Here is a 26,859-nt window from a genome sequence, read left to right as displayed (position 1 = left end):
CGAAACGGACAGGACTTTGGGCCTGTGGGTCAATGGTGAAACGCGCTGAGCTGCGTAAATCCCTCCGGGAGGGAGATAGGTCACATCCTGAGGGAGATTGGATCACAAAACGGCCCGAAGTCCAGGTGCTTTCCGGACTCCGGGCCATCCGGTCACGGTGGGTGCCGCAACGGTCACCCAGGGACTCAGCTGAGGCGCTCGATGACCATCGCCATGCCCTGGCCGCCGCCGACGCACATCGTCTCCAGACCGAACTGCTTGTCGTGGAACTGGAGCGAGTTGATCAGCGTGCCGGTGATGCGGGCGCCCGTCATGCCGAAGGGGTGGCCGACGGCGATGGCGCCGCCGTTGACGTTCAGCTTGTCGGGGTCGATGCCGAGGTCGCGGTAGGAGGGGATCACCTGGGCGGCGAACGCCTCGTTGATCTCGACCAGGTCGATGTCGTCGATGGTGAGGCCGGCACGGCGCAGCGCCTGGTTGCTCGCGTCGACCGGGCCGAGGCCCATGATCTCGGGGGAGAGGCCGGAGACGCCGGTGGACACGATGCGGGCGAGCGGGGTGAGGCCGAGCTCGCGGGCCTTGGTGTCGCTCATGATGACGACCGCGGCGGCGCCGTCGTTCAGCGGGCAGCAGTTGGCGGCGGTGACCATGCCGTCGGGGCGGAAGACCGGCTTCAGGCCCTGCACGCCCTCCAGTGTGACGCCGGCGCGCGGACCGTCGTCCTTGCTGACGACCGTGCCGTCGGGCAGCGTCACCGGGGTGATCTCGCGCTCCCAGAAGCCGTTCTTGATGGCCTCCTCGGCGAGGTTCTGGGAGCGGACGCCGAACTCGTCCATGTCCTGCCGGGTGATGCCCTTGGAACGGGCGAGGTTCTCGGCGGTCTGGCCCATCGCGATGTAGGCGTCGGGGACGAGGCCGTCCTCGCGCGGGTCGTGCCAGGTCGTGCCCTCCTGCTCGGCGACGGCCGCGGTGCGGGCCTCGGCCTCGGCGAAGAACGGGTTGTGCGTGTCCGGCAGGCTGTCGGAGTTGCCCTTCGTGAACCGGGAGACCATCTCGACGCCGGCCGAGATGAAGACGTCGCCCTCGCCGGCCTTGATGGCGTGCAGGGCCATGCGGCTCGTCTGGAGCGAGGAGGAACAGTAGCGCGTGACCGTGCAGCCGGGCAGGTGGTCCATCCCCATCTGCACGGCCACGATGCGGCCCAGGTTGTTGCCCTGCTCCCCGCCGGGCAGACCGCAGCCGAGCATCAGGTCGTCGATGTCCCTCGGGTCCAGCTCGGGGACCTTGGCGAGGGCCGCCTGGATGATGGTGGCGGTGAGGTCGTCCGGGCGCAGGTCCTTCAGGGAGCCCTTGAAAGCGCGTCCGATGGGCGAGCGGGCGGTCGAGACGATGACGGCTTCGGGCATCACGGCTCCATTGGCTTCAGGGGTTCGTACGGGCACGGCTGCTTGGGAAGTTACCCGTACGTATGGCCTGGGTCACGGGAGTTGCGGTGTGACCCTGACCGCACTTTCTAAGCGCTTGCTTGGTTCGTTGTCCGGTTCGCTTTCTGTCTGACGGAGTCGGGTGGTGGGTGGCGGGGGCATGAGGTCGGGGGTCCGGGGGCGGAGCCCTCAGGTGCGGGTCAGGGCGAGGGGGCGGCGGGCGCCCGCTCCGGTTCGGTCACCCGGCGTCGCCTGCGCCGCTTCAGCAGCGCCCAAGGCCCCCGCGGCCCCGTCGGCATCGCCGCCGCGACCTCCGTGCCGGCCTCCGACGCCGCTTCCGCCGCCGCTCGGGCCACCGGCAGGAAACCCTCGCGGCGGGAGACGTCCGGGCGTTCCTCGTCCGCCGGCCAGAGGCCGAGGGCCGCGCAGACCGTGGGCAGGACCGCCATCGCCGCCGTCGCGTAGCCCTCCGCCGAGGGGTGGTAGTGGTCGGGGCCGAACAGCTCGCGCGGGTTCGCCTCGAACTCGGGGCCCAGCAGATCGCCCAGGGACACCGTGCGGCCGCCCTGTTCGACGGTGCCGATCGTCTGGGCCGCCGCCAGCTGGCGGGACGCCCGGCGGGCCAGCCAGCGCAGGGGCTGCTGGACCGGCTCGATCGTGCCCAGGTCGGGGCAGGTGCCGACGACGACCTCCGCGCCGGCCGTGCGCAGCCGCCGTACCGCCGAGGACAGGTGGCGCACCGAGCGGGTGGGCGGCATCCGGTGGGTCACGTCGTTCGCGCCGATCATGATCACGCAGATGTCGGGCACCCGATCGGCGTCCCCGAGGACCAGCGCGACCTGCCGGTCGAGGTCGTCGGACCGCGCGCCGGGGAGCGCCACGTTGCGCAGTTCCACGGGGCGTTCCGCGACCGCAGCAAGGCCGGAGGCCAGCAGGGCGCCCGGGGTCTGTCCGGAGCGGTGGACGCCCTGGCCCGCCGCCGTGGAGTCGCCCAGCATCGTCAGTCGCAGGGGTTCCATGCCGGGACCCGGGGCGTCGTAGGCGAGGCCGTAGCGGCCGTCCGCCTGCGGGACGTGCGGATGCGCCCCGTTGTTGACCTGGCGGCGCGCCAGATGCACCTCCGCCAGTACCAGTCCGACCGCCGCCGCTCCGGCCAGCCCGATGCCGCCGCCGCCATAGGCCGCGCCGGCCGCGATGCGCCGGGCCACTCTCGCCCTCGACATGCTCGTCATTCCTCGACGCCACCTCCTCGTGTCCGTACACCCACTCCTTGCCCCGTACGGACCGTCGCCCAATCTCCACCAGGAGTGAACGTGCCACCCCGGTCGTGACCTGCCCCGTAGGCTGGCTTCACCACTACGACCACAGTTTTTGCAAGCAACCGGAGACAACGGTGCGATTCCACGACTCGATGATCAGCCTCGTCGGCAACACCCCGCTGGTGAAGCTCAACAGCGTGACCAAGGGCATCCGGGCGACCGTCCTGGCCAAGGTGGAGTACTTCAACCCGGGCGGTTCCGTGAAGGACCGCATCGCCCTGCGCATGATCGAGGCCGCCGAGAAGAGCGGGGAGCTGAAGCCGGGCGGCACGATCGTCGAGCCGACCAGTGGGAACACCGGGGTCGGGCTGGCCATCGTGGCGCAGCAGAAGGGGTACAAGTGCATCTTCGTGTGCCCCGACAAGGTGTCCACGGACAAGATCAACGTGCTGCGGGCGTACGGCGCCGAGGTCGTGGTCTGCCCGACCGCCGTGGACCCGGAGCACCCGGACTCCTACTACAACGTCTCCGACCGGCTGGTGCGTGAGACTCCGGGCGCGTGGAAGCCCGACCAGTACTCCAACCCCAACAACCCCCTCTCCCACTACCACTCCACCGGCCCCGAGCTGTGGGAGCAGACGGAGGGGCGGATCACCCACTTCGTGGCGGGCGTCGGCACCGGTGGCACCATCTCCGGGACCGGGCGGTATCTGAAGGACGCCAGTGAGGGCCGGGTGCAGGTCGTCGGCGCCGACCCCGAGGGGTCCGTGTACTCCGGCGGCTCCGGGCGGCCGTACCTCGTCGAGGGTGTCGGCGAGGACTTCTGGCCGACCGCCTACGACCGGACCGTCGCCGACGAGATCGTCGCGGTGTCCGACAAGGACTCCTTCCAGATGACCCGCCGGCTCGCGAAGGAGGAGGGGCTGCTGGTCGGCGGCTCCTGCGGGATGGCCGTCGTGGCGGCGCTGCGGGTCGCCGAGCGGCTGGGCCCGGACGACGTCGTGGTCGTCCTCCTCCCCGACAGCGGGCGCGGCTACCTCAGCAAGATCTTCAACGACGAGTGGATCGGCCAACATGGGTTCAGCGAAGACACGGCAACGGAGCCGACCGCAGGAGACGTGCTGAAGCAGAAGGAGGGAGGCGGCATCCCGAACTTCGTACACATGCACCCCAACGAGACCGTCGGGGACGCGATCGAGGTACTGAGGGAGTTCGGGGTGTCGCAGATGCCGGTAGTGGCCAAGGGAGCTGGGCATCCCGATGTGATGGCCCCCGAAGTGATCGGGGCCGTGGACGAACGAGTGCTCTTGCACGCACTCTTCGCCGATCGCGCCGGGTCGGGAGACCCGATCGAGAAGCACATGAGCCCGCCACTGCCGGTCGTCGGATCGGGAGAACCGGTAGCACGGATGATGTCCGTGCTGGAAGGACGGGACGCGGCGGTGGTCCTGGTGGACGGCAAGCCCACCGGAGTGATCACCCGCCAAGACCTCTTGGCCTTCCTCGCCGACTCCACCGACTGACAACACGTCCCTACGGGACAAGACCTGTGCGGAGGAGAACCATGGCTAAAGCAGACTGAGACCTACCCGACCGTGGACGAGTGGGTTTCCAAGCAGCTCGAAACGCTACTGCCGTCCATCGACCAGGACGCGTGGGCGGAGCTGTGGGCGTCCTGAACCCGGACAGCCACCAGGCTGAAGCCGCATGACTCCTCCGCCTCAGCTGGACGCCCCCGTGCCTCCCAGCCAGGGGCGCCGTGCTGTCTGGCATATGCCTGGAGCAGAAGAACCCCCTGTTGACGCCATGGGGGTTCTCCTGCGGCCCGGAGACGTGGCGGGTGTAGCCAGGCCAGTGTCACAGCTTGATTCATTCATTCACGTTGGATCTTCATACTCCGCTCGACCTCGGCCATGCGGACCACGTCCGGGCGGGGCTGGTTCCATTGGTTCTGAGGGATCTCCACTCGCCGAGCCACAGGGCATGCGGCCAGGAACTTGCTGAACTCCTCGTCACACCACGGAGGCACCCACGCTCCCGAGCGGCACAGGAAAACCGCGTCGAAGGCGACGGCCGGCGCGTGGCCGTCGTCAATGGTCATGCCCACCGGAATAAGGGGCCGCTCGCTCGGACGCGTCATGGACTCCCTCCACGGAGGGAAGTGCACGAAGACCCGAGACCCGTTCCAATAGTGGGCCAGAAGCCAGTTCTCCGCGCTGATCGGACCCTTGGCTTGCCACTCCTCGAAGGTGCGATGGTTCTGCTGATACCCGCAGTCGTGGTGAGCGTCGTAGAGGTGCACTGATTCCCATGGCCCCTCTCCACCCACATTCGATGGGAAGAGCTGACCGGCCCACGCGTTCGAGTCGGCGTAGAAGAGGGGGGCTTCCGGAGCAATGGTGAAGCGATCCCAGAAACCTGAGAACCCTTTGCACTGCGGCAGGGGCACCCCGGCATCCATGAAGGCGCGCACGCGCCGAAGCCAGATGACTTCGACATGCGTTGCATCCTCAGCGATGGGCCACGCGTACAGGTGGGAGTCGACCCCAAGGGGAGCGCCGGCCGTCGGAGTCGGAAAGAAGAAGTCCCAGTCGATCACTAGGAGATGCATGCCGCGGACCTAACAAGAAGGAGGAACCCCCCGGCCTGACCGGGGGGTTCCCTTCGGGCGAGTCGCAGTAGGTCAGGCGAGGTGGCCGGGGGAGCCGGAACCGCCCTTGCCGTCGCCGTCCTCGATGTCGGTGTTGTCGTCGTCGCCCCCGCGGACGGTAGCCTTCCTGGCGAGTGCTTCCTTGAGAGTCACTGGCGTTTGCCTTCCTCAAGCTGCGGCCCAGGGTCCGTCCCAGGACCGTTGTGCACTTGCTGACCCACCCCCGGCCCGACCGTCCAAAGAGGGACCGGGGGTGGGTGCTTAACCTCGCCCATCCGCCACGGGGGCAGCGGACAGACGAGGAGCTATGAGGCGGAGCGTGTGTCGAGCTGGCGCGTGTAGGCGTTGACGTACTGCCTTGACCACTTGCAGCAGCCTGCGCAGGCGAAGCCTGGGGCGTTGACCCCGTTCACGGTCGCAGGGCCTATGAAGGTCACTGGCTGGTCTGACTTCCGACAGAGCCAGCAGAGGCCGACCAGCCACCTCTTGGCCATCAGCCCTCATTGACTCCGTGGGACCGCTGATACGCCCCCAGCAGCGTGCTGGTGAAAATGGCCGCGTCGCGCAGGTAGTTGTACGCGTCGTGGGCATGAGTACGCGAAGTCGGTCGGTTGCTCGCAGCGAGGTGGCGTTGCACCGCGCGCAGAACCTGCAAGGTCTCACGGTTCTCGCCCTCGTCGAGGCACTGTCCCACGAGAAGGTTCAAGTGCCCGATCAGTGCGGCGGTTCTGGCGTCGATGTCCTTGCGTGTTGACGTGCTGAGGGCCATGTTCCAGGCCAGGTTGACGGTCTCAGTGATCGTCTTGACATCGATGGGCAAGCTGTCGGCTTCAGCTCCCGCGTTCACGTGTTCGTCCGTCACGCTTGCCACCACGCTTCTCCCCTCGATGCCGCCTGTGCGGGTTGGGTCCGAGGACGAACGTAGAGGGCCCGGCACCCAACCCCCAAGAAGATTGCGCCAGTTTGCAGGAAGAGGATTGACGGCATGGAACCCCTGCTCGACGCTCGGGGAGACGCGCAATCCGGAGCAAGGCATCGGACAGGAGAGCAACCATGAAGCTACGGTTCCTTGGCAAGAACTCCCAAGGGGGAGAGTGCCCGACCCTCTACGCCACGGATCGGGACACGTACCTTGTCCAGGGCTGGAAGATCTTCGCGAATGACCTGCTGATGCAGCTCACCATCCGCGAGGGTGAAACGGCCGTGGAGGTGCCCACCGAGCTGTTCGAGCACCTGACGAAAGACGGACTTCCCTCCAGGGAGTTCAAGCGCCTTGAGGACCCCCTTATGGTCCTCACTCCTGGAGGTACGTACGTTGTGCAGGGCCAGGAGGTGATCGACGCCGAGGCACTGGCACAGATGGAAATCCCGGACTACGAAACCGTGGTCGAGGTCCCCAAGGCCGCGATCACCGCGCTACTGGAGGAACCGCGTGGAGCTGACGTCCAGCGCCGAGCGCAACCGGCTCTTTGATAGTTGCGCGCACGGCGCCTTCCACCTGGAGCTGAGGGACGACTACTCGGTTCCGGTCGAGGATGGCCCCTACGCGAGCTGGCTCCGTGGCGAGCCTCTGGACCACTCGTACATGGTGCCGTGGACACAGCTCGTAAGGCGCGTCACCGACGCGGGCAAGACCGTGCGTCGGGTGAGGGTCGTCACCGAGCCACACACTCCGTACATCCAGTGGGAGTACGTCACAGCCCACGTCAACGAGGAGGCCGGCGAGTCCGTCAGGTGGTTTCCGCGGCATCAGTTGCCCGAGGACCTGAACTTCCCGGCGGACGGACGTGACTGGTGGCTGTTCGATGACTCGATCATCGCTGTGGGGCACTTCAGCAACTCAGGAAGATTCCTCGGGAATGAGCTGATCGACACCCCCGCCGTTGTCGCCGAATGCGTCCGCGTGCGGGATCTGCTCTGGGCGTCCGCCATCCCCCACCCCGAGTACAAGCCCTGATCCAGCCGTGAACAACCAAGCACAAGAGACACGAGAGGCGTTGGGAGCCCGGCTGCGTGGATTCCGTAAGGACGCGGGGTTCAGTAGTGGCCGGGCCTTCGCCGCTGCGACTGGTTGGCAGGAATCCAAGGTCTCTCGCATCGAGAACGGCAAGCAGAACGCTTCTGAGGGCGACATACGTGTCTGGTGCGAGAAGACCGGACACGAAGCCGAAGTCCAAGACCTCATCGCGACAGTCCGCCACATTGACGAGCTGTGGTTGGAGTGGCGACGACTGCTCCAGACCGGGGCTGAAGGACGACAGAAGCAGGCCCTACCGCTCTACAGGAAGACCAAGGTCTTCCGTATCTGGGAACCAAACGTCGTCTGGGGCACGCTCCAGACCGCTGAGTACGCCGAGGCCATCTTCGACGAGGTGTCACGTTTGTACGACACCCCAGGAGACATGGAGGCCGCCGTGGCGAAGCGGCTCGAACGACAGCAGTACCTGTACCAGGGGGACCGGATCTTCAACGTCCTCCTTGGCGAGCAGGCTCTCTACTCGAACCATGGCGGCTCCGAGGTCATGAGAGCCCAGCTCGACCGGCTGTTGGCCGTTCTGGCGCTTCCGCGGCTCAGCCTGGGCATCGTTCCGAGGTCTGCGCCGCTCAACACGTGGATCGGGCACGGCTTCGTGATGTTTGACGACAAGCGCGTCATGTTGGAGACGTTCTCCGCAGAGATGGTCGTGACTCAGCCACGAGAGATCGACATCTACATGAGAGTTTTCGAGTCTCACAGGAGGTCTGCGGTGTACGGGCAGACGGCCAGGGACCTGGTGCTGGCCGCGATCCAGCACTTCGCCCGCATGGCAACCAACTAGGAGGGGTGGACTTGACAACTGAGCCAAATTGGCGCACCAGCAGCTACACGAAGTCCGACAGTTGCGTGGAGGTGGCCGACAACGACACACAGAGAGTGATGGTCAGGGACACCAAAGATCGAGAGAGGGGGGTCCTGGGCGTACGGTCGGCATCCTGGACCGCTTTCGTGACGTACTCGAAAGACATGCTCCCCTAACCTCGCTGACTCCTTCAGAAATGGGCCCCTCTCTCATAGAGGGGCCCTTCCGCTGCCTTCAGACCACCCGTCAGGCACGTATATAGACTGGTTGATGTGGGAGCTTGGCGGCATCCTGCCTCTGCCCGAGGAAGCTAACCGAGAACTGCGAGCGACCCTCGGCCTCGCTGACCACCTGACTTTACAGGGATGACCTTGATCAGGTTGGAGTCGAACGGGGCCCGCTTCGAGCGTCCTTCCGGGAAGGGCAGGATGATCGCCGCGTGCATGATGTGCCCGATGGCCATGCGCTTCTGAGTCAGGTCCATCCCGGCCCACTTCGACCGGTCCCAACCCGAGAAAGTGTTCTTCGCGTCCTCCATCGCCGCGTGCTCCCTGCGGTCTTCCTCCAGGGCTTCTATCTGCTCTTCGAGCTGCGGCGTCAGCCGGTAGAACTGGTCGTCCGACACGGCTCCCTCCATCCACTTGGATTCGAGGGACTCCTTCTTCGTTTTCAGGGCGGCCAGCCGCTCTTCGCCTTCCCACGGAGTGGCCTTGGCCTCCGAGTGCTTGAACTCGGATTCCAGGGCCCGGATCACCAGTTCTTCGAGGAATTCGTCAACCTTCTGCAAGCTGCGTGCAGTCTTTCCGCAGTTCAGCGAGACGCACGCGTAGGCGCAGTTGTCCGGGTTGCTCGCCGTCGGCCGGCGCACTCCTCCCATCTTGGCGTTGCAGATGCCCTTACCGTCCTTGCGAGGAGCACCACACCGCAGGAACCCGCTGAAGAGGTACTTGCGCGCACGGGACTCGGGGGCACCAGGAACCTTGCCTCCGCCATTGGTCAGGCGCATGCCCCGCTGTGCTCCGCGCCGCTTCGACAGGTCGCGGATCGCTTCCCACTCTTTAACCGTGGCAATCGTCTCCCACTTGCCCATGACCGGCTCACCCGTCTTGGCGTCCTTGACGATCTCTCCCTTCACCTGGCGCATGCCGCAGATCACGGGATTGACGAGGAGTTGGCGGACCGTTTCCCCGGACCAGGGCCTTCCGGACGCTCCGACCGAGCCCAGCTCGTTGAGGTCGCGGGCGATCGTCTTCCAGGCCCGGCCTTCGAGAGCCCAGTCGATCATCCTGCGAACGTAGGGAGCCTCGTCGGGGTTCAGGACCATGTTCGTAGCCCGACCCTCCCGAGGGTCCTGGGCGAGCCAGCCGAAGCGGCGTCGACCTCCGGGAGTGGTGCCGTCCTGGGCACGCCTGCGCGTGTTGCGCAGAATGCGTTCCTTCGTCTTGGAGACCTCGCCCTCGGAGACGTCCGAGTCGACCGGTTTGATGATGTCGCCCCCAACGCTGTAAACGTCGTAAGGCTTGCCCCGCTCGACGAAGACGCCGTCCGGCTCGGAGAGCATGGCGCGGCGAAAGCGGACGTAGTCCTCAGGCAGTCGCCAGACTCGCTCGTACTCGGTGGCGACGATGGCCCGGACGGGGAAGCCCTCGGGAACCTTCCGATGGAGTATCGCTCGGGTCATCTCGCGGAAGCTGGGACGGACGATGTCCGGGTCAGCCGCAGTGATGTTGTTGTCCTCGTAGAAGCGGACGATGGCGATTCCGTGCTCTGCCGCATCCTCTTCGTTGCCCTCGTGCTGGTGCCGGACGCCGACACCCTTCTCTCTCGTCTTGGCCTTCGTGCTGGACCTGACGGCCTGGTCGCCGCTGATCCGGGCGTAGTCGATGCCGGGGATCCGGTCCCCTAGCCACTGCTCGAAGGTCTGTCCCTCGGACAGGGCCTTGACCAGGTCAGGGTTCAGGTAGCCCCGCGATGTGCCAGCCAAGACGCAGTCCCCCACCAGTCCTCGGAGAGTTGATTCGAGGACCGTAGCAAGAACTTACATGTATGCCAATTTATTTGGACAAGTAGATGGCCGACTACGGCTTCCTGGAGGACGAGGGTCCCAGCGCCCGTGTCGCCGACGTGCTCAACGACAAGGCGCACGGCTCCATCCCGTCCCTTGTCCACATGCACCCGGACGAGACCGTCGGCCAGGCCATCGAGGTGCTGCGCGAGTACGGCGTCTCGCAGATGCCGATCGTGAAGCCGGGCGCCGGTCACCCCGACGTCATGGCGGCGGAGGTCGTGGGCTCGGTCGTCGAACGGGAGCTGCTCGACGCGCTGTTCACCCAGCGGGCCTCCCTGACCGACCCGCTGGAGAAGCACATGTCGGCCCCGCTGCCGCAGGTCGGCTCCGGTGAGCCGGTCGGCGACCTGATGTCGGTGCTCGGCACCGCCGACGCGGCGATCGTCCTCGTCGAGGGCAAGCCCACCGGGGTCGTCAGCCGCCAGGACCTGCTGGCCTTCCTGGCCAAGGGCGGGAAGTAACTTCCGGGTGCGCGGGCCCGTAACCTCAGGGAAACCTCCGGTGAACGGGCCGTTCGGGCGCTGAACTTCCGGTTGCCCACCGAAGTGGTGGACTTCGCGGAAGTGGTACGAGCGCGTCACGTCCGCGCAGCACACGCTTAACACGCGTCCGGCATATTTGTGGGTGTCGGAAGGGCGGGAGCGGCTCCCCGCCCCACCGGCACCAAAACGGCGTCACGGACCTCCGGAGCGGCTCCCGGACCTCCACCGACGCCATGGACGCGCAAGCCCGGCCTGACCCGGCCCGCGTCCCTCGCGGGGACCGCCGTCGTCCCGCCCCCCGGTATCGGGGGTGCGGCGGTCCCCGCGAAAGCTTTTTGCGCCCCTTTGTGCCTAAGCCGGCGCCGCTCTCGCGGACGTGGTTGCTCGCCGTCGGGGTTCCTCAATTGATGGTGGCGGCCGTCGTCGCTTTTCCCCCCGGACGACGGGCCTCGTTTGCCACGTCCGTCAGCGACCCGCGGTACGAGGGCGCCGGCAGCTCAGGCACGTTCCGTGGGTCTGGGGGCGGTCGCGGCCGTCGTCCAACTGCCCAGCAGTGCGAGTCGTTCCGCCGTCTCCGAGCCCGGTTCCGGGGTGTAGACCAGGAGGCTCTGGTCCGTTTCCTGCGAGATCGTCAGGGTTTCGTAGGGGAAGGTCAGCAGGCCCGCGACCGGGTGCTGAACGCGTTTCACGCCGTACGCGCACTCCCGGACCGGATGGTCGGCCCACAGGCGGCGGAAGTCCTCGCTCTTCAGTGAGAGTTCGCCGACGAGTGAGGTCAGCCGGCGGTCGTCCTGGTGGTGGCCCGCCAGATTCCGCAGATGCGCGACGCACTGGACGGCCACCGCGGACCACTCCGGGTAGAAGTCGCGGGAGCCGGGGTCGAGGAAGACGTGCCGCGGGATGTTGCGGTCGTCCGGCGCCGTCCGGCCGTAGCCGAAGACCGCGTCGGCGAGCGCGTTCCACGCCAGCACGTCCATGCGGACGTCCAGGACGAACGCCGGGGTGCGCTCCATGCTGTCGAGCAGCAGCTGCACGCCCGCGCGGACGCGGGGCGCGGCCGGGCGCTCGGACGGCTTGCGGGGGCGGGCGACGGCGCGCAGGTAGGCGTGTTCCGTGTCGTCCAGGCGCAGTACGCGGGCCACGGCGTCCAGTACCGCGTCGCTGACGCTCGGCCCCCTGCCCTGTTCCAGGCGGATGTAGTAGTCGACGCTCACTCCGGCGATCTGCGCCACCTCCTCGCGCCGCAGTCCGGGGACGCGTCGGCGCCCGTGCGAGGGCAGTCCGACCTCCTCCGGCCGGATGCGAGCGCGGCGCGAGCGCAGAAAGTCTCCAAGGTCCCCGTCCATGGGTTCGATCGTAGGGGAGGAGCGGGCGGCGAACCTGGTACTGGCAGACCCAGGAAAAGCTCATCCCTGGGTAGGGCCGCGGCGGGCGGTGAGAGTGGTGCGTGCCGCCGGGGAGACGCCCCGGCCCAGCGTCCCAGGAGCAACAGATGTCGTACGAGAACCAGAACGAGAACCAGTACCCGAGCCTTGTCGGTCGCACCGCCGTCGTCACCGGTGCCGCCAGCGGGATCGGGGAGGCGGTGGCCGTGCTGCTCGCCGCCTCGGGAGCCCGGGTCGCGCTGCTGGCCCGGCGCGGGGACCGGCTGGAGGCGCTCGTCGAGAAGATCCGCGCCGACGGGGGCGAGGCCCTCGCGGTCGTCGCCGACGTCACCGACGACGCGTCGGTGGCCGGGGCCGCCGACGGGATCCGGGAGGCCTACGGGAACGTCGACCTGGTCGTCAACAACGCCGGCGTCATGCTGCCGAACCCCGTGGACAACGGCCGGATCGACGAGTGGCAGCGGATGCTCGACACCAACGTCACCGGAGTGCTGCGGGTGATCCGCGCCTTCACCGGGGACCTGGTGGGCGCCGCCGCCGAGGGGCGCGCAGCCGACCTGGTGAACGTCTCGTCCATCGGCGCGCACGTCACGTTCCCGAACTACGCGGTGTACGGCGCGACCAAGGCCGCCGTCACCTACCTCTCGCAGTCCCTGCGCACCGAGTTCGGGCCCCGGGACGTGCGGGTCACCAACGTCGAGCCGGGGCTGACGGAGACCGAACTGGCGACGCACCTCGACAACGACGAGCTGGCCGGGCAGCTGGACGGCATGTTCGACGCGATCGGCGCGCTGTCCTCGGCCGAGATCGCCGACGTCGTCGCCTACGCGACCAGCCGTCCCCGGCACGTCAACCTGCGGCAGATCATGGTGCTGCCGACCCGGCAGGCCTGAGCCCGCGGCCGGCGGCTCAGTCCTTCCAGTCGTCGTCCCTGCCTGCGGAGCGGCGGCGCCGGCCGGCGAACAGCTCGGGGTTGGTGCGGGCGGCCTGGACGCAGTTCACGCCGACGATGCCGACCCAGGTGGCGAGCACGCCCGAGAAGTTGGCGAAGGACCCGCCGATCGCCGACAGCGGGATCGCCAGGATCAGCGAGACGATGCCGAAGCCGAAGCGGTCGCCCCAGGAGTCGGTGGGCCTCGGGGCGCGGGAGCCCCGCGCCGCCACCATCTGCTGCTCCGCGAACTGCCGCCGCACCCTACGCTCCACCGCGCCGTCGATGCGCTGGTCGACCTTCTCCAGGAACGAGTCCACCAGCGCGGACTCGTACTCCTCGCCCAGCTCCCTGCGGGTCTGCAAGGTGGCGTCGAGTTCCTTCTTCAGGTCCGTGTCCCGCGCGTCCATGGCCGTCTCCCATCCCGTCATGGACACCAAGGTTAGGGACCCGGGACCCCTCCCGCACTGGGGATAGCCCCCCTGTGCGGGGTCGGGTTCGCACGTGATGGACGGTTCACTTCGCCGGCCCGCCGGCATGTTGAGGGAGAGATCGTGGACTGCCGCCGTGCCGTTGGGGAAGCGCTTGTGGACCACGCCGAACTGGATCACGAGTTGCCCCTTGCCCGGTTGCATAATGTCATGCAGAGTTCTCAGTAGGTGAATAACTTGTCAACGACTCGGTGCTGATCCGAGGCAACGGATGACCGACAGGCGAGATCGGATGTCCGGATCGAGGGGAGTTTGTGACCTTATGCGATCTCGGATCATGGACGCCTTCCCTGAGGCCGGCCCTGGTCTCGTCGTCCTCGACGGGATCGCCCTCGGCGTCGCCGACGTCGCGCGCCTCGCCGACGGGACCGCACGGCCGGTCCCCGGCACCGACGCGACGAAGCGGATGACCGAGTCCTGGGACGCCGCCCGCCAGATCGCCGCCACCGGCCGCGTCTACGGCCGCTCCACCGGCGTCGGCGCCAACCGGAACGAGGACGTGCCCACCGAGGCGGCCGCCGAACACGGGCTGCGCCTGCTGCGCAGCCACGCCGGCGCCATCGGCGAGGAACTGCCCGCCCGGCAGGTCCGGGCCATGCTCGCCGTCCGCGCCAACCAGCTGCTCGCCGGCGGCGCGGGGCTGCGGCCCAGCGTCGTCACGGCGCTGTGCGAGGCCCTGGAGAGCGGGGCCCACCCGGTCGTCAACGAGTTCGGCTCGGTCGGGACCGGGGACCTGGCGGCGCTCGCGCAACTCGGACTCGCGCTGGTGGGGGAGCATCCCTGGCGGGGGAACGGAGCCCCCGAACCGCAGCAGCTCGACAACAACGACGCCCTCGCGCTCATCAGCAGCAACGCCCTCACCCTCGGCCAGGCCGCGCTCGCCCTGCACGAACTGCGCGGACTCCTGGAGGCCACCCAGGTCGTCGCCGCGCTCTCCCTGCTCGCCGTGGACGGCTCGCACGAGGCGTACGCCGCCCCCGTGCACGCCGCCCGACCGCACCGCGGATCGGCCGAAGTCGCCCGCCGCATGCGGGAGTTGATCGGCGCCGAGGACCGGCCCACGCCGCCGCTGGGCCGGATCCAGGACCCGTACGGCTTCCGCTGCCTGCCCCAGATCCACGGCCCCGCGCACGACGCCGCCGACGCGCTGGAAGAGGTGGTCGCCATCGAGATCAACGCGGCCGCCGAGAACCCGCTCATCTCCCCCGAGGACATGGCCGCCTACCACCACGGCGGTTTCTACCAGGCCCAACTCGCCCTCGCCCTCGACCACTTCAGGCTGGCGCTGACCCAGGTGGCACGGCTGTCCACCTCCCGCCTGTCGACCCTGAACGAACCCGCCTACACCCGGCTGCGCCCCTTCCTCGCCGACCCCGAGCCCGCCTCCTCCGGCGTGATGATCCTGGAGTACGCCGCCGCGGCCGCCCTCGGTGACCTGCGGGCCTTCTCGGCGCCCGCGTCGCTCGGCCACGCTGTACTCTCCCGGGGCGTCGAGGAACAGGCCAGTTTCGCCTCGCTCGCCGCCCGGCAGACACTGCGCGCCTGCGCCGCGTACCGTCTCGTCGTCGGCTGCGAACTCGTCGCCGCGGTACGGGCGCTGCGCCAGCGCGAGCTGCGGCCCGAGCCGGGCCTGCCGGCCGGGCGGGCGCTGGAACTGGCCGAGGCGGTGCTCGACACGGAACAGGCCGACCGGCCGCTCACGGACGACGTGAGCGCGGCGGCCCGGCTGCTGGACCGGTTCACGGACATCTGGAGGGGGAGCGGGGCATGAGCGCGGAGACCGAGTCGGAGACGGGCGCGGGCGCGGGTGTGGGTGCGCCTGGTGCGGAGGTGTCCGGTGCAAAATGGTCCGGTGCGGGTGTGCCGGACAGCCCCGCCGCCCGGCTCCAGGCACTCTTCGAGGGGCAACGGCTGACGCCCACCCAGCGGCGCATCGCGCACAGCATGGTGCGGCGCGCCGCCGACGTGCCGTTCCTCTCCAGCGTGGAGCTGGCCGAACTCGCCGGGGTCAGCCAGCCGTCCGTGACCCGCTTCGCGGTCGCCCTCGGCTTCGACGGCTACCCCGCCCTGCGCAAGCACCTGCGCGAGGTCGCGCCCGCCGAACAGCCGGCCGGCTCGGCCTCGTACAACGAGTACCAGCAGGCCGTCGAGGCCGAGATCGAGAACCTGAGGCACCTCGCCGAGCTGCTCGCCGACCCCCGGCCCGTGCGGCGGGCGGGCCGGCTGCTGGCGGCCTCGCGTCCGCTGCCCGTACTCGGACTGCGCGCCGCCGCCTCCCAGGCGTACGGCTTCGCGTACTTCGCCGCCAAGGTCCATCCCGACGTGCGGCTGCTGAACGAGGGCGGCACGATGATCCACGACCGGATCGACGCCGCCGTACGGGCGGGCGCCTCGGCGCTGCTGTGCTTCGCGCTGCCCCGGCACCCGCGCGAGGTCGTCGACACCCTCGCCTACGCCAGGGAGGCCGGGCTGAGCGTGGTGACGGTCGCCGACTCCGCGTTCGCGCCGGTCGCCAAGGTCTCCGACCTGCTGCTGCCGGCCGCCGTCGGCACCGGGCTCGCCTTCGACACGGCGTGCGCGCCGATGCTGCTCGGGCGGGTGCTGCTGGAGGCGATGTGCGACGACCTGCCCGACGCGCAGGCCCGGCTGGAGGAGTTCGACGCGCGGGCGGCGGCACGGGGGCTGTTCGTGGAGTAGGCCGGCCCGCGGCACTTCTTGGCGTGCTCTCAGACTCGTCTCACGTTCCCTCACTAGTCTGAACGGTCACGAGACTGTGCCGGAGGGACGAGGAGGCGGACGTGGCACGCGGAGGGCAGGGGCTGGCTCGGGTGGCCGTGGTCGTACGGGCCGGGGCCGCGCCGTTGTGGTGGTGCGGGGTGTTCGCGGCGGGGGTCGGGGTCCTGGTGCCCGGCCTCACGGGGCGGCGGATCGGGGTGCTGGCCGGAGCCGCGCTGTTCATCGTGGCCGTCGCCGCGGTGGCGTGGCGCGGTCGGCGGCGCTACGGGGAACTCGGCGGCGGGGCCGCCCGGGCCGGCAAACACGACGTGCTCCAGGACCGGGCGGTGACCGTCCGCACCTGGCGGCGCGGTCACCGCTGGTGGCTGCTGCTCGCCTTCCTGGCCGCACTGGGCAGCTCCTTCGCGGTGCCCGCGGCCGGCGGCATGCTGCTCGCCGGCTGCGGGACCGGGCTGCGGCTGAAGGCCGCCTGGCTCGGGCGGCGCGAGCGGGACGAGGACGCGCTGCTGTGGGTGCGTGTCGACTGGCTGGACCGGCGGGGCGGACGCCCGTCCGGCAAAGCCGTCAAGGCGTACCGCAGCACCGGCATCGCGGCGGGCGACGCGGCCCCGGGCGGGGCCCGCCGCCGCACCGCGGCCCTGGTCTAGCCGGGCGCGGGTCCCGCTGGGCCCCGGGCCTGTCCGGCGGACAGGCCTAGACCTCCAGGTCCTCCTCGATCTTCTTCAGCTGGTGGCGGGCCATCGCCAGGTTGGCCCGCTTGGCGTCCAGGACGAGGTAGAGGAAGAGCCCGTTGCCGCCGCGGCCGCTGATCAGGCGCAGCAGGTGGTACTGGTCGGACAGGGTGATCAGGATGTCCTCGATCTGGGCTTTGAGCCCGAGGTGCTCCATGGTGCGCATCTTGGCGCGCACCACGTCGGTGTTGCCGGCGGCGGCGACGTTCAGGTCGAAGGTCTTGCTGCCGCCCAGCGTGCCCAGCGCCATGCCGCTGGTGTAGTCGACGAGCGCGACTCCGGTCGCGCCCTCGATGGAGGCGAGCGCCTCTTTCAGGCAGGTCTCGGTATTGGCCATGACTGTGCTCCTAGGTTCCTGTCAACTTTCCGTGGTGGTGCGCGCGTTGGTGGTGGCTGTGCCGCGCGCCGATCTGGTCCGTACGGTGGGGGGCTTGGCGGGCGTCCGCACGGGCGCCTTCGCGGGTGTCGCCGGCGGCTTGGCGGGGGCGGCCCTCGCCGCGCGCGCCTTCGCCTCCCACGCGTCGACGAGCTCCCCGACGCGGGCGCCGGCCCGGCGGCCTTCCAGGTGGAGCCGGCCGACGTTGACGCGGTCCTGCGCGAGCAGGGTCAGTACGGCGCTCTCGCCGGCCGCGTACGTCGCGACGTAGCCGTACACCCCGCGCACCAGCAGCTCGCGAAAGTCGCCCTGGCCGGTCGTGTCCGCCATCCGCACCGCGACGCCGAGGGCGGCGGCGGTCAGCGCGGCCACCACCTCCGGCTCCACGCCGGGCGTGTCGTGGGCGAGGACGAGACCGTCCACGCCGGCCGCCAGCGCGCCGGTCAGCTGCGGCACACGGGCCCGCAGCCGCCGGAGTTCGTCGAGTATCTCGGGCTCGGATGCCATCAGCTCGCTCCTCTCGGCGCGCGATCGCTGCCGTTCAAAGGGCCTCCAGCGCATCCCTGAGCCTCTTCAGCAGGGTGATGTCGGGGTCGTTGACGCGGGGCAGGGTGATGCCCGGCGTCGGTTCGGGGGCGGTGGGGCGCACGGGGTGGGGATGGGGACGGGGGTGCGGTGGGGGAAGCGGATGGGGTGCCGTCGGCCGGTGGTGGGGGCGTGGCGGCGGGAAGAGGGCGGTGAGCAGGCCCGCCGCCGCCAGGCGCCGGACGTCCACCAGGGTGTGGAAGGCCTGCCGCCCCAGTTCGCGGGCTATGTCCGAGGCGGTGCGCACGCCGTCCACCAGGGCCAGCACCGCTCTCTGCCGGGGGGTCGGCGCCGGCGCGGCGACGGTCTCGGCCCGCCGTAGCGGCGCCCCGTCGGTCAGCGGGTCCGGCCACAGACGGTGCAGCAGCTCACGGCGGCGCAGCGTCTCGCGTTCGACCGCGTCGACCGGGACCGGTCTCAGGGTGCCGAGCCAGTGCACGGCGCCATATCGGAAGTGGCCCGGGGTGCTGCTGGGAGTGAGCGCGAAGTACGCCGCGTCGAACACCGTCTCCAGGTGGCACAGTTCCAGCGCCCCGCGCGGGACGCGGCCGGCGTCGAGCAGCAGACGGGCGGCGCCGTACTCCTCGTCGGCCCGGTCCACGGCGTCCTGCCAGACGGCCGGCGCGAGGGTGCCGTGGGCCAGGAGGAGCACGTCGAGGCCGGGGGCGAGGGGGCTCTCGGCGTGCACCACGCGGCCCTCGGCGAGGTAGAGCGAGCCGCGCTCGCGCTCCAGGACGCCGGTCGCCCGCTCGGCCGCCAGCCGGGTCAGCATCGGCGACAGGCCACCGCCGCGCTCCCGGGCCGCCGACTTCTCCCGCACGGGCAGCCGGGGCGGCGGGGTGGTGCCCTGCGGGGTCGTTCTCACCGCGGTCATCCCAGCACCAGCCGTCCGGCCATCTCGCCCAGCCGGATCCGGGCCAGCGCGAGATTGCCGTCCGGCCGGGCCAGCCACACGTGCAGGAACACGCTGCTGTCGAAGGACGTCGGCACGAAGCGGAGCACGTGGTAGCTGTCCCGGTTGCTGATGATCAGGTCCTCGACCGGGGGATCGGCGGTTCCGGCCCCGGGTGCGGTCGCGGTTCCGGCCCCGGTCTCCTGTCCGGTGCCCTCACCGGCCCCGTCGCCGGGGTGGGCGGCGTAGCCGTCGGGTGCGAAGGCCCGCTGCTCCGCAGTGAGACGGGCGACCTCCGCGGCCTCGGCGGCCGCCGCCTCGTGGTCGCCGCCGGGGAACTCCCCGACCGAGCCCAGGGCCAGCCCGCTCGTCCAGTCGACCAGCGCTGCGCCCCGGGCACCGGGCAGCCGCATGGCCTCCAGTAGACACTCGTCGATTCCGGGCACCGTTGGCTCCCCTCCTGCCTGCGGTTCGGCTGAGTGAGGAAGAAGCTACGCAACGTATGCGCGACGGGTGAGTCTTCTGGCATTTTCCAGCGGAACATGCGGCCGGGTTACTAGGGTTGGTCGGCTGACCCCGTTTTCGGCCGTATGCCGGGCTGTGTCGACACCCCATGTGCCCGTTCAACACCGTGCCCACCGGCGCGCGTCAACGGCGCGCGCGTCCGCCGGGGTGGTGAGTGCGGCGGCATGCGCCCTCTGCTGTCTTCGGCTCCCCTCCCGCCTCTGCGTGGATGCGCCGGCTGACATGCCGACCTCGCCTATTGACTAGCTCTATTCATCGAGCCAGGATGTGAATAACAACAGCAACAGCCCGCCGGGATCACCCATCCGCAAGGAGGCCGACCATGTCAGGACCCCGCCCCGTACGAGCGCCGCGCGGTACGGAACTGAGCGCCCTGGGATGGCAGCAGGAGGCCGCCCTGCGGATGCTGCAGAACAACCTCGACCCCGAGGTGGCCGAGCACCCCGACAAGCTCGTCGTCTACGGCGGCACGGGCAAGGCGGCGCGTGACTGGCGCTCGTTCGACGCGATGGTGCGCACGCTGCGGACCCTGAAGCAGGACGAGACCATGCTCGTCCAGTCCGGCCGGCCGGTCGGCGTCATGCAGACCCACGAGTGGGCCCCGCGCGTCCTCATCGCCAACTCCAACCTTGTGGGCGACTGGGCCAACTGGGAGGAGTTCCGCAGGCTGGAACAGCTGGGCCTGACGATGTACGGCCAGATGACCGCCGGCTCCTGGATCTACATCGGCACCCAGGGCATCCTCCAGGGCACCTACGAGACCTTCGCCGCCGTCGCCGCGAAGAAGTTCGACGGCACCCTCGCCGGGACCATCACGCTGACGGCCGGCCTCGGCGGCATGGGCGGCGCCCAGCCGCTCGCCGTGACGATGAACGACGGCGTGGCGATCTGCGTCGACTGCGACCCGCGGGCCATCGAACGCCGCATCGAGCACCGCTACCTCGATGTGCGGGCCGACAGCCTGGACCACGCCCTCCAGCTGGCGGTGGAGGCCCGCGACGCGCGTCGCCCGCTCTCCATCGGCGTCCTCGGCAACGCCGCCGAACTCGTCCCACAGCTGCTCGCGATGGGCGCCCCCATCGACATCGTCACCGACCAGACCTCCGCCCACGACCCGCTGGCCTACCTGCCGACCGGCATCGCCTTCGAAGACATGGCCGACGCCGCCGCGAAGGACCCGGCCGGCTTCACCACCCGGGCCCGCGAGTCGATGGCCAGGCACGTCGAGGCGATGGTCGGCTTCCTGGACGCCGGCGCCGAGGTCTTCGACTACGGCAACTCCATCCGCGGCGAGGCCCAACTCGCCGGGTACGAGCGCGCGTTCGCCTTCCCGGGCTTCGTGCCCGCCTACATCCGCCCGCTGTTCTGCGAGGGCAAGGGCCCCTTCCGCTGGGCGGCGCTCTCCGGTGACCCGGCCGACATCGCCAAGACCGACAAGGCGATCCTCGACCTCTTCCCGGAGAACGAGTCCCTGGCCCGCTGGATCAAGCTGGCCGGTGAGCGCGTCCACTTCCAGGGTCTGCCCGCCCGGATCTGCTGGCTCGGCTACGGCGAGCGCGACAAGGCCGGCGAGCGGTTCAACGACATGGTGGCGTCGGGTGAGCTGGCGGCGCCGCTGGCCATCGGGCGCGACCACCTCGACTGCGGTTCCGTCGCCTCCCCGTACCGCGAGACCGAGGCCATGCTCGACGGCTCCGACGCGATCGCCGACTGGCCGCTGCTGAACGCCATGGTCAACGTGGCCTCCGGCGCCTCCTGGGTCTCCCTCCACCACGGCGGCGGCGTCGGCATGGGCCGCTCCATCCACGCCGGCCAGGTGTCCGTGGCGGACGGCACCAAGCTCGCCGGAGAGAAGATCCGCCGCGTGCTGACCAATGACCCCGGCATGGGCGTCATCCGGCACGTGGACGCGGGGTACGACATCGCCGAGTCGGTCGCCGACGAGCGGGGCGTACGGGTGCCCATGCGCGAGGGTGACGACACGTGAGCAAGGTTCAGGGCGGGCACGGCAACTCGTCGGTGGGGGCCGAGGTCTCGTCGCCGACTGCGGGCCCGGCTGTGCCCACCCTCCCCCACTCTCAACTTCGTTCGAGCGGGGGGACCCCCGTCGCCCCGCGCAACGACTGCCCACAGCCGGGAGCGGCTGCGGCTGCTGCGGCTGCCGGCGAGACGCAGCCTCCAACGGGCAGCGATGCGCGGCCTGGACGGGCTGAGGTAGCCGAGCCCGCTCAGCCTGTGGGTGTCGGTCGGGTCGAGCCTGCTCAGCCTGCGGGTGCCGGTCGGGCCCAGCCTGTGGCGGGTGGCGGTTCGCGCGCTGTCTTCAGCAGCCCGTCCTTCCAGGAGATGTGGCGTGAGTTGCACCCCCTCGGGCGGTACGCCGACTCCGGTGGCTACCGGCGATACGCCTGGACGCCTGCCGATGCCGAGTGCCGGGCCTGGTTCAGGGAACAGGCCGAGGGGCGGGGGCTGGCGTACGAGGTCGACCGGAACGGGAACCAGTGGGCGTGGCTCGGGGATCCGGCGGGCGGGGGCGCCGTCGTCACCGGGTCGCATCTCGACTCCGTGCCGGACGGCGGCGCCTTCGACGGGCCCCTCGGGGTCGTGTCCTCCTTCGCCGCGCTCGATGAACTCCGTGCGCGGGGCGTCACGTTCACCAAGCCCCTCGCCCTGGTCAACTTCGGCGACGAGGAGGGCGCCCGCTTCGGCCTCGCCTGTGTCGGGTCGCGGCTCGCCGCCGGGCAGCTCACCGTCGAGCAGGCACACCGGCTCACCGACGGCGACGGGGTCAGCCTCCCGCGGGCCATGGAGGCCGCCGGGTACGACCCCGACGCCATCGGCCCGGACCCGGAGCGGCTCGCCCGCATCGGCGCCTTCGTCGAACTGCACGTCGAGCAGGGCCGCGCCCTCGACCTGAGCGGCGACCAGGTCGGCATCGCCAGCGCCATCTGGCCGCACGGGCGCTGGCGGTTCGACTTCCGGGGCGAGGCCAACCACGCCGGCACCACCCGCCTCGTGGACCGCCGCGACCCGATGCTGTCGTACGCGGAGACCGTGCTTTCCGCCCGCCGCGAGGCCCAGCTGGCGGGCGCCGTCGCCACCTTCGGCAAGATCTCCGTCGAGCCCAACGGCGTCAACGCCATCCCCTCCCTGGTGCGCGGCTGGCTCGACTCCCGCGCCGCCGACCAGGCCACCCTGGACACGGTGGTCACGGGCATCGAGCAGGCCGCCCGTGAGTACGCCGTCGCCCACGGCGTCGACCTCGACATCGTCCGTGAGTCGTTCACGCCCGTCGTCGAGTTCGACCACGCCCTGCGCGACGAACTCGCCCGCATCCTCGGCAAGGACCAGGACACCGACCTCAAGGTCCCCGTCCTTGGCACCGGTGCCGGACACGACGCCGGAATCCTCTCCGGGACCGTCCCGACCGCCATGCTGTTCGTGCGCAACCCCACGGGCGTCTCGCACTCCCCGGCCGAGTTCGCCGCCGAGGACGACTGCGTGGCGGGAGTGCACGCCCTCGCCGACGTACTGGAAGGACTGGCCTGCCGGTGACCCCCACGCAGCGGACACGGACGTACTGGCTGGAGCACGCCTGGCTCGACACGAACGTCGAGCCGGGCGTCGCCCTGGAGGTGGCGGACGGCCGCATCACCGCCGTCCGCAGGGGCGCCGACTCCCCGCCGCCCGGCGCCGAGATCCTGCGAGGACTGACCCTCCCGGGGCTCGCGAACGCCCACAGCCATGCCTTCCACCGCGCCCTGCGCGGCACCGTCCAGGTCGGCTCCGGCACCTTCTGGACCTGGCGCGAGGTCATGTACGCGGTCGCCGACCGGCTGACCCCGGAGACCTACCACCAGCTGGCCCGCGCCGTTTACGCCGAGATGGCGCTGGCCGGCATCACGGCCGTCGGCGAGTTCCACTACCTGCACCACGCCCCCGGCGGCACCCCCTACGCCGACCCCAACGCCATGGGCGAGGCCCTGATCGAGGCCGCCGCCGAAGCCGGCATCCGCATCACCCTCCTCGACACCGCCTATCTCTCCTCCGGCTTCGGACAGCCCCCGAACGCCCACCAGCTCCGCTTCTCCGACGGCGACGCGGAAGCCTGGGCCGAACGCTGTTCACTTCTCAAGGAACGGGATCACGCGAGGATCGGGGCGGCGATCCACTCCGTACGGGCCGTGCCCGCCGATCAGTTGGGAGCCGTGGCGCGCTGGGCCGAGGAGCGCCGGGCACCGCTGCACGTGCACCTGTCCGAGCAGACCGCCGAGAACGACGCCTGCCGCGAGGCCCACGGCCGCACGCCCACCCAGCTCCTCTCCGAGCACGGCGTCCTCGGTCCGCGCACCACCGGCGTCCACAACACCCACCTCACCGACGAGGACATCGCCCTCCTCGGCCGCTCCCGCACCGGCACCTGCATGTGCCCGACGACCGAACGCGACCTCGCCGACGGCATCGGCCCCGCCGTCGCCCTCCAGGCCGCGGGATCACCGCTCTCCCTGGGCTCCGACAGCCATGCCGTCATCGACCTGCTCGAAGAGGCACGCGCGATGGAGCTGAACGAGCGGCTGCGCACCCGCACCAGGGGTCACTGGACGGCGGCGGCCCTGCTGCGCGCCGCCTCCGCCGATGGCCACGCCGCCCTCGGCAACCCGGACGCGGGCACCCTGGAGACCGGCGCGCCGGCCGACTTCACGACGATCGCGCTCGACTCGGTCAGGACAGCGGGCCCGGTACCCCGGCTCGGTGCCGAGACGGCCGTATTCGCGGCGACCGCGGCGGACGTACGGCATACGGTCGTCGCCGGACGGCACGTCGTACGTGACGGGGCGCACACGCTTGTCCCCGATGTGCCGCAGGCCCTCGCGCGGGCCGTGGCGGCCCTGCACGCATGACACCGGCGGCCGGCGGCGGCGCCGCCTCCGCTCCCAGCCCCGTCAGCCACGAGGACACGACGATGAGCAGCAGCACCGGCACGACCGGCACGAGCACCGTCATCACCAACATCGCCACGCTGGTCACCAACGACCCCTCCCTCGGTGACACATCCCCTCTCGGTCTGGTCCGGGACGCGGCCGTCGTCATCGACGGCGACCGCGTCGTGTGGACCGGTGAATCAAGCAAAGCACCCGCCACTGACAATCGGGTCGACGCCGGTGGCCGGGCGGTCCTGCCGGGCTTCGTCGACTCCCACTCCCACCTGGTCTTCGCGGGCGACCGCACGGAGGAGTTCAACGCCCGGATGTCGGGCCGCGGTTACACGGCGGGCGGTATCCGTACGACGGTCGCGGCCACCCGGGCGGCCACCGACCAGGAACTCGAGGCGAACCTCACGCGTTTCCTCGGTGAGGCCCTCCGCCAGGGCACCACCACCTTCGAGACCAAGTCCGGCTACGGCCTGACGGTCGCCGACGAGGCCCGCGCCCTGCGCCTCGCCGCCGCCCACACCGACGAGGTCACCTACCTCGGTGCCCACATCGTCTCCCCCGACTACGCCGACGACCCGGCCGCCTACGTCGCCCTGGTCACCGGCGAGATGCTCGACGCCTGCGCCCCGCACGCCCGCTGGATCGACGTCTTCTGCGAGAAGGGCGCCTTCGACGGCGACCAGGCCCGCGCGATCCTCACCGCCGGCAAGGCCAAGGGCCTGCACCCCCGCATCCACGCCAACCAGCTCTCCTACGGTCCCGGCGTGCAACTGGCGGTCGAGCTGGACGCGGCCAGCGCCGACCACTGCACCCACCTCACGGACGCGGACGTGGACGCCCTCGCGAACGGAAACACGGTCGCCACCCTCCTCCCCGGCGCCGAGTTCTCCACGCGGGCGGAGTGGCCGAACGCCCGCCGCCTGATGGACGCCGGCGTCACGGTGGCCCTCTCCACGGACTGCAACCCGGGCTCGTCCTTCACGTCATCCGTCCCGTTCTGCATCGCACTCGCGGTGCGGGACATGCGGATGACGCCGGACGAGGCGGTCTGGTCGGCCACGGCGGGCGGCGCGGCGGCCCTGCGCCGCACGGACGTGGGCCGCGTGACCCCCGGCGCGTACGCCGACCTGACCCTCCTGGACGCCCCGAGCCACGTCCACCTGGCCTACCGGCCGGGCGTACCGCTGGTGTCGGGGGTCTGGCGCAGGGGCGTACGGGTGGCCTGAGAGCCCGGGTCGGCGGGGATCTCGGCGGGCAACTCGGCGGCTGTCCGCCCCCGGTCCGCCGCCGAACGCCCCCGGTCCGCCGCCGAACGCCCCCACCCGGTGCCGACGAGCACCAGCACCGCGCCCACGAACCCGACCCACCCCGGCCGGTCCCCGGCGAGCGCGATGCCCACCGCCGCCGCCCACACCGGCTCGGTCCCCAGCAGCAGGCTGACCCGCGACGGCGACGTACGGCGGACGGCCCACATCTGCACGAAGAACGCGAAGAGGGTGCAGAACGCGGAGAGGTAGACCAGGCCGAGCCAGTCGCCGCCGTCGAACTCCGCCGCGGCAGTCCAGGGCGAGGCCCCCGCCCCCGGCACGGCCACCAGTACGGCGAACACGGCGACCGCACCGCCCAGTTGAACGGTCGTGAGCGACAACGCGTCCGCGCCACGCACCGACTCCATCCGCGCCATGGCCAGCACGTGCACGGTCCGGGCGACGGCGGCCCCCAGCATCAGCAGATCGCCCCCGGACGGAGCGGTGAATCCGGCCCCCTGCGTCAGCAGCGCCACGCCCACCACCGACAGTCCGGCCGCCGCCAGGAACGCCCCCGGCAGCCGCACGCCGCGCACCCGGCTCTCCGCGAGGGGCGTGAAGACCATGGTCAGGCTGATGATCAGCCCGGCGTTCGTGGCGGAGGTGTGCACGACGCCGTACGTCTCCAACAGGAAGATCCCGGCGAGGATCAGCCCCAACAGCCCGGCCCCCCGCAGTTGCGTGCCGCTCAGCGCGCGCAGCCGCCGCCACCCGACGGCCACCAGCACCGGCAGCACCACGGCGAACCGCAGCACGAGCACGGCCAGCACGGTGTGGGCGGTGGTGACGCCCTTGGCCGCGAGGTAACTGGACCCCCACACGACGGCGACGAGCAGCACCGGAACATCGGCGAGCCGCCCGGGACGGGAGGGACCGGCGGGGGAGTCGGGAGAGGTGGGCATGGGTCTCCTCATGAGCAGAGGAAGGGGCTGGCCCAGCGGCTCTGCTGGTCAGAGGGCTGGGTCAGAGTAGTCACCCGGAGGATTCCGGCCAATGGGTTTCCACGATGAGGACGACGTGGCTCCCTGGAGAAGGCCGTGCTGCACGCGGAGGCGGACCCGAAACCGGCAGTCAGACCGACTTCCGGTCCTGCTGCGGACAGCCGATCTCGATGAGGCCACGCCCGGCCACCATGTCACGGTCACCGAGTACGACCAGTTCGGCAACACGATCCGGTCGCTGACCGCGGGCAACCGCGAACTGGCCCTGGGTACGACTGCGGCCCAGAAGACGGAACTGCCGGCAG

Annotated in this window: 25 protein-coding genes and 1 pseudogene; 14 read left to right on the top strand and 12 right to left on the bottom strand. The window is 70.3% G+C overall.

Annotated elements, in window-relative coordinates; genetic code table 11:
* Positions 1-185: 185 nt before the first annotated feature.
* Both OG289_RS20960 and OG289_RS20955 read right to left on the bottom strand, forming a co-directional pair.
* Positions 186-1,406 carry an acetyl-CoA C-acetyltransferase gene (locus OG289_RS20960; RefSeq protein WP_327315558.1) on the bottom strand — a complete coding sequence of 407 codons (1,221 nt, stop codon included), beginning with the start codon at positions 1,404-1,406 and terminating at the stop codon, positions 186-188.
* Positions 1,407-1,624: 218 nt separating this feature from the next.
* Positions 1,625-2,656 (bottom strand): SGNH/GDSL hydrolase family protein, encoded by a 1,032-nt coding sequence (locus tag OG289_RS20955; protein ID WP_327315557.1) that lies wholly within the window; start codon positions 2,654-2,656, stop codon positions 1,625-1,627.
* 161 nt (positions 2,657-2,817) lie between these two features.
* On the opposite strand from OG289_RS20955, the gene OG289_RS20950 reads away from it, so the two are divergent.
* Positions 2,818-4,206 (top strand): cystathionine beta-synthase, encoded by a 1,389-nt coding sequence (locus tag OG289_RS20950; RefSeq protein ID WP_327315556.1) that lies wholly within the window; start codon positions 2,818-2,820, stop codon positions 4,204-4,206.
* A 350-nt stretch (positions 4,207-4,556) separates the two neighbouring features.
* On the opposite strand, the gene OG289_RS20945 is transcribed toward OG289_RS20950, so the two are convergent.
* Together OG289_RS20945 and OG289_RS20940 are read right to left on the bottom strand one after the other, a co-directional pair.
* Complete coding sequence (locus tag OG289_RS20945; protein WP_327315555.1) at positions 4,557-5,282, bottom strand: hypothetical protein; 726 nt, start codon at positions 5,280-5,282, stop codon at positions 4,557-4,559.
* 544 nt (positions 5,283-5,826) lie between these two features.
* Positions 5,827-6,195 carry a hypothetical protein gene (locus tag OG289_RS20940; protein ID WP_327315554.1) on the bottom strand — a complete coding sequence of 123 codons (369 nt, stop codon included), beginning with the start codon at positions 6,193-6,195 and terminating at the stop codon, positions 5,827-5,829.
* A gap of 191 nt (positions 6,196-6,386) precedes the next feature.
* Between OG289_RS20940 and OG289_RS20935 the strand changes: the two genes are divergently transcribed.
* Genes OG289_RS20935 through OG289_RS20920 form a run of 4 tightly spaced genes read left to right on the top strand, consistent with a single transcriptional unit; the run spans position 6,387 to position 8,349 of the window.
* Complete coding sequence (locus OG289_RS20935) at positions 6,387-6,806, top strand: hypothetical protein (RefSeq protein ID WP_327315553.1); 420 nt, start codon at positions 6,387-6,389, stop codon at positions 6,804-6,806.
* The gene (locus OG289_RS20930) at positions 6,766-7,290 is read left to right on the top strand and encodes a DUF6879 family protein (RefSeq protein WP_327315552.1); all 525 of its coding nucleotides are present in this window, start codon (positions 6,766-6,768) and stop codon (positions 7,288-7,290) included. The genes OG289_RS20935 and OG289_RS20930 overlap by 41 nt, the downstream gene beginning before the upstream one ends.
* Before the next feature lie 7 nt (positions 7,291-7,297).
* On the top strand, positions 7,298-8,152 hold the full coding sequence (locus tag OG289_RS20925; protein WP_327315551.1) for a helix-turn-helix domain-containing protein: 855 nt from the start codon (positions 7,298-7,300) through the stop codon (positions 8,150-8,152).
* Positions 8,153-8,157: 5 nt separating this feature from the next.
* Entirely contained in the window at positions 8,158-8,349 is a 192-nt protein-coding gene (locus OG289_RS20920; RefSeq protein WP_327315550.1) for a DUF397 domain-containing protein, read from the top strand.
* A gap of 134 nt (positions 8,350-8,483) precedes the next feature.
* Here the strand turns inward: OG289_RS20920 and OG289_RS20915 are convergent, their stop codons facing one another.
* Positions 8,484-10,172 (bottom strand): recombinase family protein, encoded by a 1,689-nt coding sequence (locus tag OG289_RS20915; RefSeq protein WP_327315549.1) that lies wholly within the window; start codon positions 10,170-10,172, stop codon positions 8,484-8,486.
* Positions 10,173-10,243: 71 nt separating this feature from the next.
* Here OG289_RS20915 and OG289_RS20910 point away from each other — a divergent pair.
* Positions 10,244-10,702, top strand: a pseudogene (locus OG289_RS20910) (CBS domain-containing protein); the annotation flags it as partial.
* Between the two features lie 518 nt (positions 10,703-11,220).
* Here OG289_RS20910 and OG289_RS20905 read toward each other — a convergent pair.
* Complete coding sequence (locus OG289_RS20905) at positions 11,221-12,069, bottom strand: helix-turn-helix transcriptional regulator (protein ID WP_327315548.1); 849 nt, start codon at positions 12,067-12,069, stop codon at positions 11,221-11,223.
* 146 nt (positions 12,070-12,215) lie between these two features.
* Between OG289_RS20905 and OG289_RS20900 the strand changes: the two genes are divergently transcribed.
* Entirely contained in the window at positions 12,216-13,001 is a 786-nt protein-coding gene (locus OG289_RS20900) for an SDR family oxidoreductase (RefSeq protein WP_327315547.1), read from the top strand.
* A gap of 16 nt (positions 13,002-13,017) precedes the next feature.
* On the opposite strand, the gene OG289_RS20895 is transcribed toward OG289_RS20900, so the two are convergent.
* Entirely contained in the window at positions 13,018-13,449 is a 432-nt protein-coding gene (locus OG289_RS20895; RefSeq protein ID WP_327320756.1) for a hypothetical protein, read from the bottom strand.
* A gap of 343 nt (positions 13,450-13,792) precedes the next feature.
* Here OG289_RS20895 and OG289_RS20890 point away from each other — a divergent pair, with 343 nt between their 5' ends.
* The 3 genes from OG289_RS20890 to OG289_RS20880 all read left to right on the top strand — a co-directional run bounded on the left by OG289_RS20890 (position 13,793) and on the right by OG289_RS20880 (position 16,913).
* Positions 13,793-15,301 (top strand): aromatic amino acid ammonia-lyase, encoded by a 1,509-nt coding sequence (locus tag OG289_RS20890; protein WP_327315546.1) that lies wholly within the window; start codon positions 13,793-13,795, stop codon positions 15,299-15,301.
* Positions 15,298-16,227: a MurR/RpiR family transcriptional regulator gene (locus tag OG289_RS20885; protein ID WP_327315545.1), complete on the top strand. Its 930-nt coding sequence runs from the start codon at positions 15,298-15,300 to the stop codon at positions 16,225-16,227. Before OG289_RS20890 ends, OG289_RS20885 begins: the two co-directional genes overlap by 4 nt.
* Positions 16,228-16,328: 101 nt before the next feature.
* Positions 16,329-16,913 (top strand): hypothetical protein, encoded by a 585-nt coding sequence (locus OG289_RS20880; protein WP_327315544.1) that lies wholly within the window; start codon positions 16,329-16,331, stop codon positions 16,911-16,913.
* A gap of 46 nt (positions 16,914-16,959) precedes the next feature.
* Here OG289_RS20880 and OG289_RS20875 read toward each other — a convergent pair whose 3' ends face one another.
* The 4 genes from OG289_RS20875 to OG289_RS20860 are packed head-to-tail and all read right to left on the bottom strand — an operon-like array spanning position 16,960 to position 19,296.
* Positions 16,960-17,334, bottom strand: coding sequence for a hypothetical protein (locus OG289_RS20875; protein ID WP_327315543.1), 375 nt, complete (start codon positions 17,332-17,334; stop codon positions 16,960-16,962).
* Positions 17,335-17,355: 21 nt separating this feature from the next.
* A complete protein-coding gene (locus OG289_RS20870; protein WP_327315542.1) occupies positions 17,356-17,880 on the bottom strand; it encodes a roadblock/LC7 domain-containing protein in 525 nt (174 codons plus the stop codon).
* A gap of 34 nt (positions 17,881-17,914) precedes the next feature.
* Complete coding sequence (locus OG289_RS20865; RefSeq protein WP_327315541.1) at positions 17,915-18,832, bottom strand: transcriptional regulator; 918 nt, start codon at positions 18,830-18,832, stop codon at positions 17,915-17,917.
* The gene (locus tag OG289_RS20860; protein WP_327315540.1) at positions 18,829-19,296 is read right to left on the bottom strand and encodes a hypothetical protein; all 468 of its coding nucleotides are present in this window, start codon (positions 19,294-19,296) and stop codon (positions 18,829-18,831) included. Before OG289_RS20860 ends, OG289_RS20865 begins: the two co-directional genes overlap by 4 nt.
* A gap of 401 nt (positions 19,297-19,697) precedes the next feature.
* On the opposite strand from OG289_RS20860, the gene hutU reads away from it, so the two are divergent.
* From hutU to hutI, 4 genes are all read left to right on the top strand, one after another.
* Positions 19,698-21,362 (top strand): urocanate hydratase, encoded by a 1,665-nt coding sequence (gene hutU / locus OG289_RS20855; protein ID WP_327315539.1) that lies wholly within the window; start codon positions 19,698-19,700, stop codon positions 21,360-21,362.
* Between the two features lie 356 nt (positions 21,363-21,718).
* On the top strand, positions 21,719-22,927 hold the full coding sequence (locus tag OG289_RS20850; protein ID WP_327315538.1) for an allantoate amidohydrolase: 1,209 nt from the start codon (positions 21,719-21,721) through the stop codon (positions 22,925-22,927).
* Entirely contained in the window at positions 22,924-24,273 is a 1,350-nt protein-coding gene (locus OG289_RS20845) for a formimidoylglutamate deiminase (protein WP_327315537.1), read from the top strand. Before OG289_RS20850 ends, OG289_RS20845 begins: the two co-directional genes overlap by 4 nt.
* Before the next feature lie 62 nt (positions 24,274-24,335).
* Positions 24,336-25,532, top strand: coding sequence for an imidazolonepropionase (hutI, locus tag OG289_RS20840; RefSeq protein WP_327315536.1), 1,197 nt, complete (start codon positions 24,336-24,338; stop codon positions 25,530-25,532).
* Here hutI and OG289_RS20835 read toward each other — a convergent pair.
* On the bottom strand, positions 25,472-26,515 hold the full coding sequence (locus OG289_RS20835) for a DMT family transporter (protein ID WP_327315535.1): 1,044 nt from the start codon (positions 26,513-26,515) through the stop codon (positions 25,472-25,474). The genes hutI and OG289_RS20835 overlap by 61 nt on opposite strands.
* Positions 26,516-26,859: the final 344 nt, after the last annotated feature.

It is taken from the genome of Streptomyces sp. NBC_01235, from assembly GCF_035989285.1.
In the GTDB taxonomy this organism is placed as follows: domain Bacteria; phylum Actinomycetota; class Actinomycetes; order Streptomycetales; family Streptomycetaceae; genus Streptomyces.
The sequence above is the reverse complement of the archived record's forward strand: the minus strand, read 5'-3'. Positions and strand labels throughout refer to the sequence as shown.

Excerpts from the sequence above, each read along its gene's own strand:
- hutU (WP_327315539.1), top strand. The coding sequence starts at position 19,698 with ATGTCAGGACCCCGCCCCGTACGAGCGCCGCGCGGTACGGAACTGAGC.
- OG289_RS20870 (WP_327315542.1), bottom strand. The coding sequence starts at position 17,880 with ATGGCATCCGAGCCCGAGATACTCGACGAACTCCGGCGGCTGCGGGCC.
- hutI (WP_327315536.1), top strand. The coding sequence starts at position 24,336 with ATGAGCAGCAGCACCGGCACGACCGGCACGAGCACCGTCATCACCAAC.
- OG289_RS20935 (WP_327315553.1), top strand. The coding sequence starts at position 6,387 with ATGAAGCTACGGTTCCTTGGCAAGAACTCCCAAGGGGGAGAGTGCCCG.
- OG289_RS20960 (WP_327315558.1), bottom strand. The coding sequence starts at position 1,406 with ATGCCCGAAGCCGTCATCGTCTCGACCGCCCGCTCGCCCATCGGACGC.
- OG289_RS20895 (WP_327320756.1), bottom strand. The coding sequence starts at position 13,449 with ATGGACGCGCGGGACACGGACCTGAAGAAGGAACTCGACGCCACCTTG.
- OG289_RS20955 (WP_327315557.1), bottom strand. The coding sequence starts at position 2,656 with ATGACGAGCATGTCGAGGGCGAGAGTGGCCCGGCGCATCGCGGCCGGC.
- OG289_RS20875 (WP_327315543.1), bottom strand. The coding sequence starts at position 17,334 with ATGGCCAATACCGAGACCTGCCTGAAAGAGGCGCTCGCCTCCATCGAG.
- OG289_RS20885 (WP_327315545.1), top strand. The coding sequence starts at position 15,298 with ATGAGCGCGGAGACCGAGTCGGAGACGGGCGCGGGCGCGGGTGTGGGT.
- OG289_RS20865 (WP_327315541.1), bottom strand. The coding sequence starts at position 18,832 with ATGACCGCGGTGAGAACGACCCCGCAGGGCACCACCCCGCCGCCCCGG.
- OG289_RS20900 (WP_327315547.1), top strand. The coding sequence starts at position 12,216 with ATGTCGTACGAGAACCAGAACGAGAACCAGTACCCGAGCCTTGTCGGT.
- OG289_RS20835 (WP_327315535.1), bottom strand. The coding sequence starts at position 26,515 with ATGCCCACCTCTCCCGACTCCCCCGCCGGTCCCTCCCGTCCCGGGCGG.
- OG289_RS20905 (WP_327315548.1), bottom strand. The coding sequence starts at position 12,069 with ATGGACGGGGACCTTGGAGACTTTCTGCGCTCGCGCCGCGCTCGCATC.
- OG289_RS20850 (WP_327315538.1), top strand. The coding sequence starts at position 21,719 with ATGTGGCGTGAGTTGCACCCCCTCGGGCGGTACGCCGACTCCGGTGGC.
- OG289_RS20890 (WP_327315546.1), top strand. The coding sequence starts at position 13,793 with ATGCGATCTCGGATCATGGACGCCTTCCCTGAGGCCGGCCCTGGTCTC.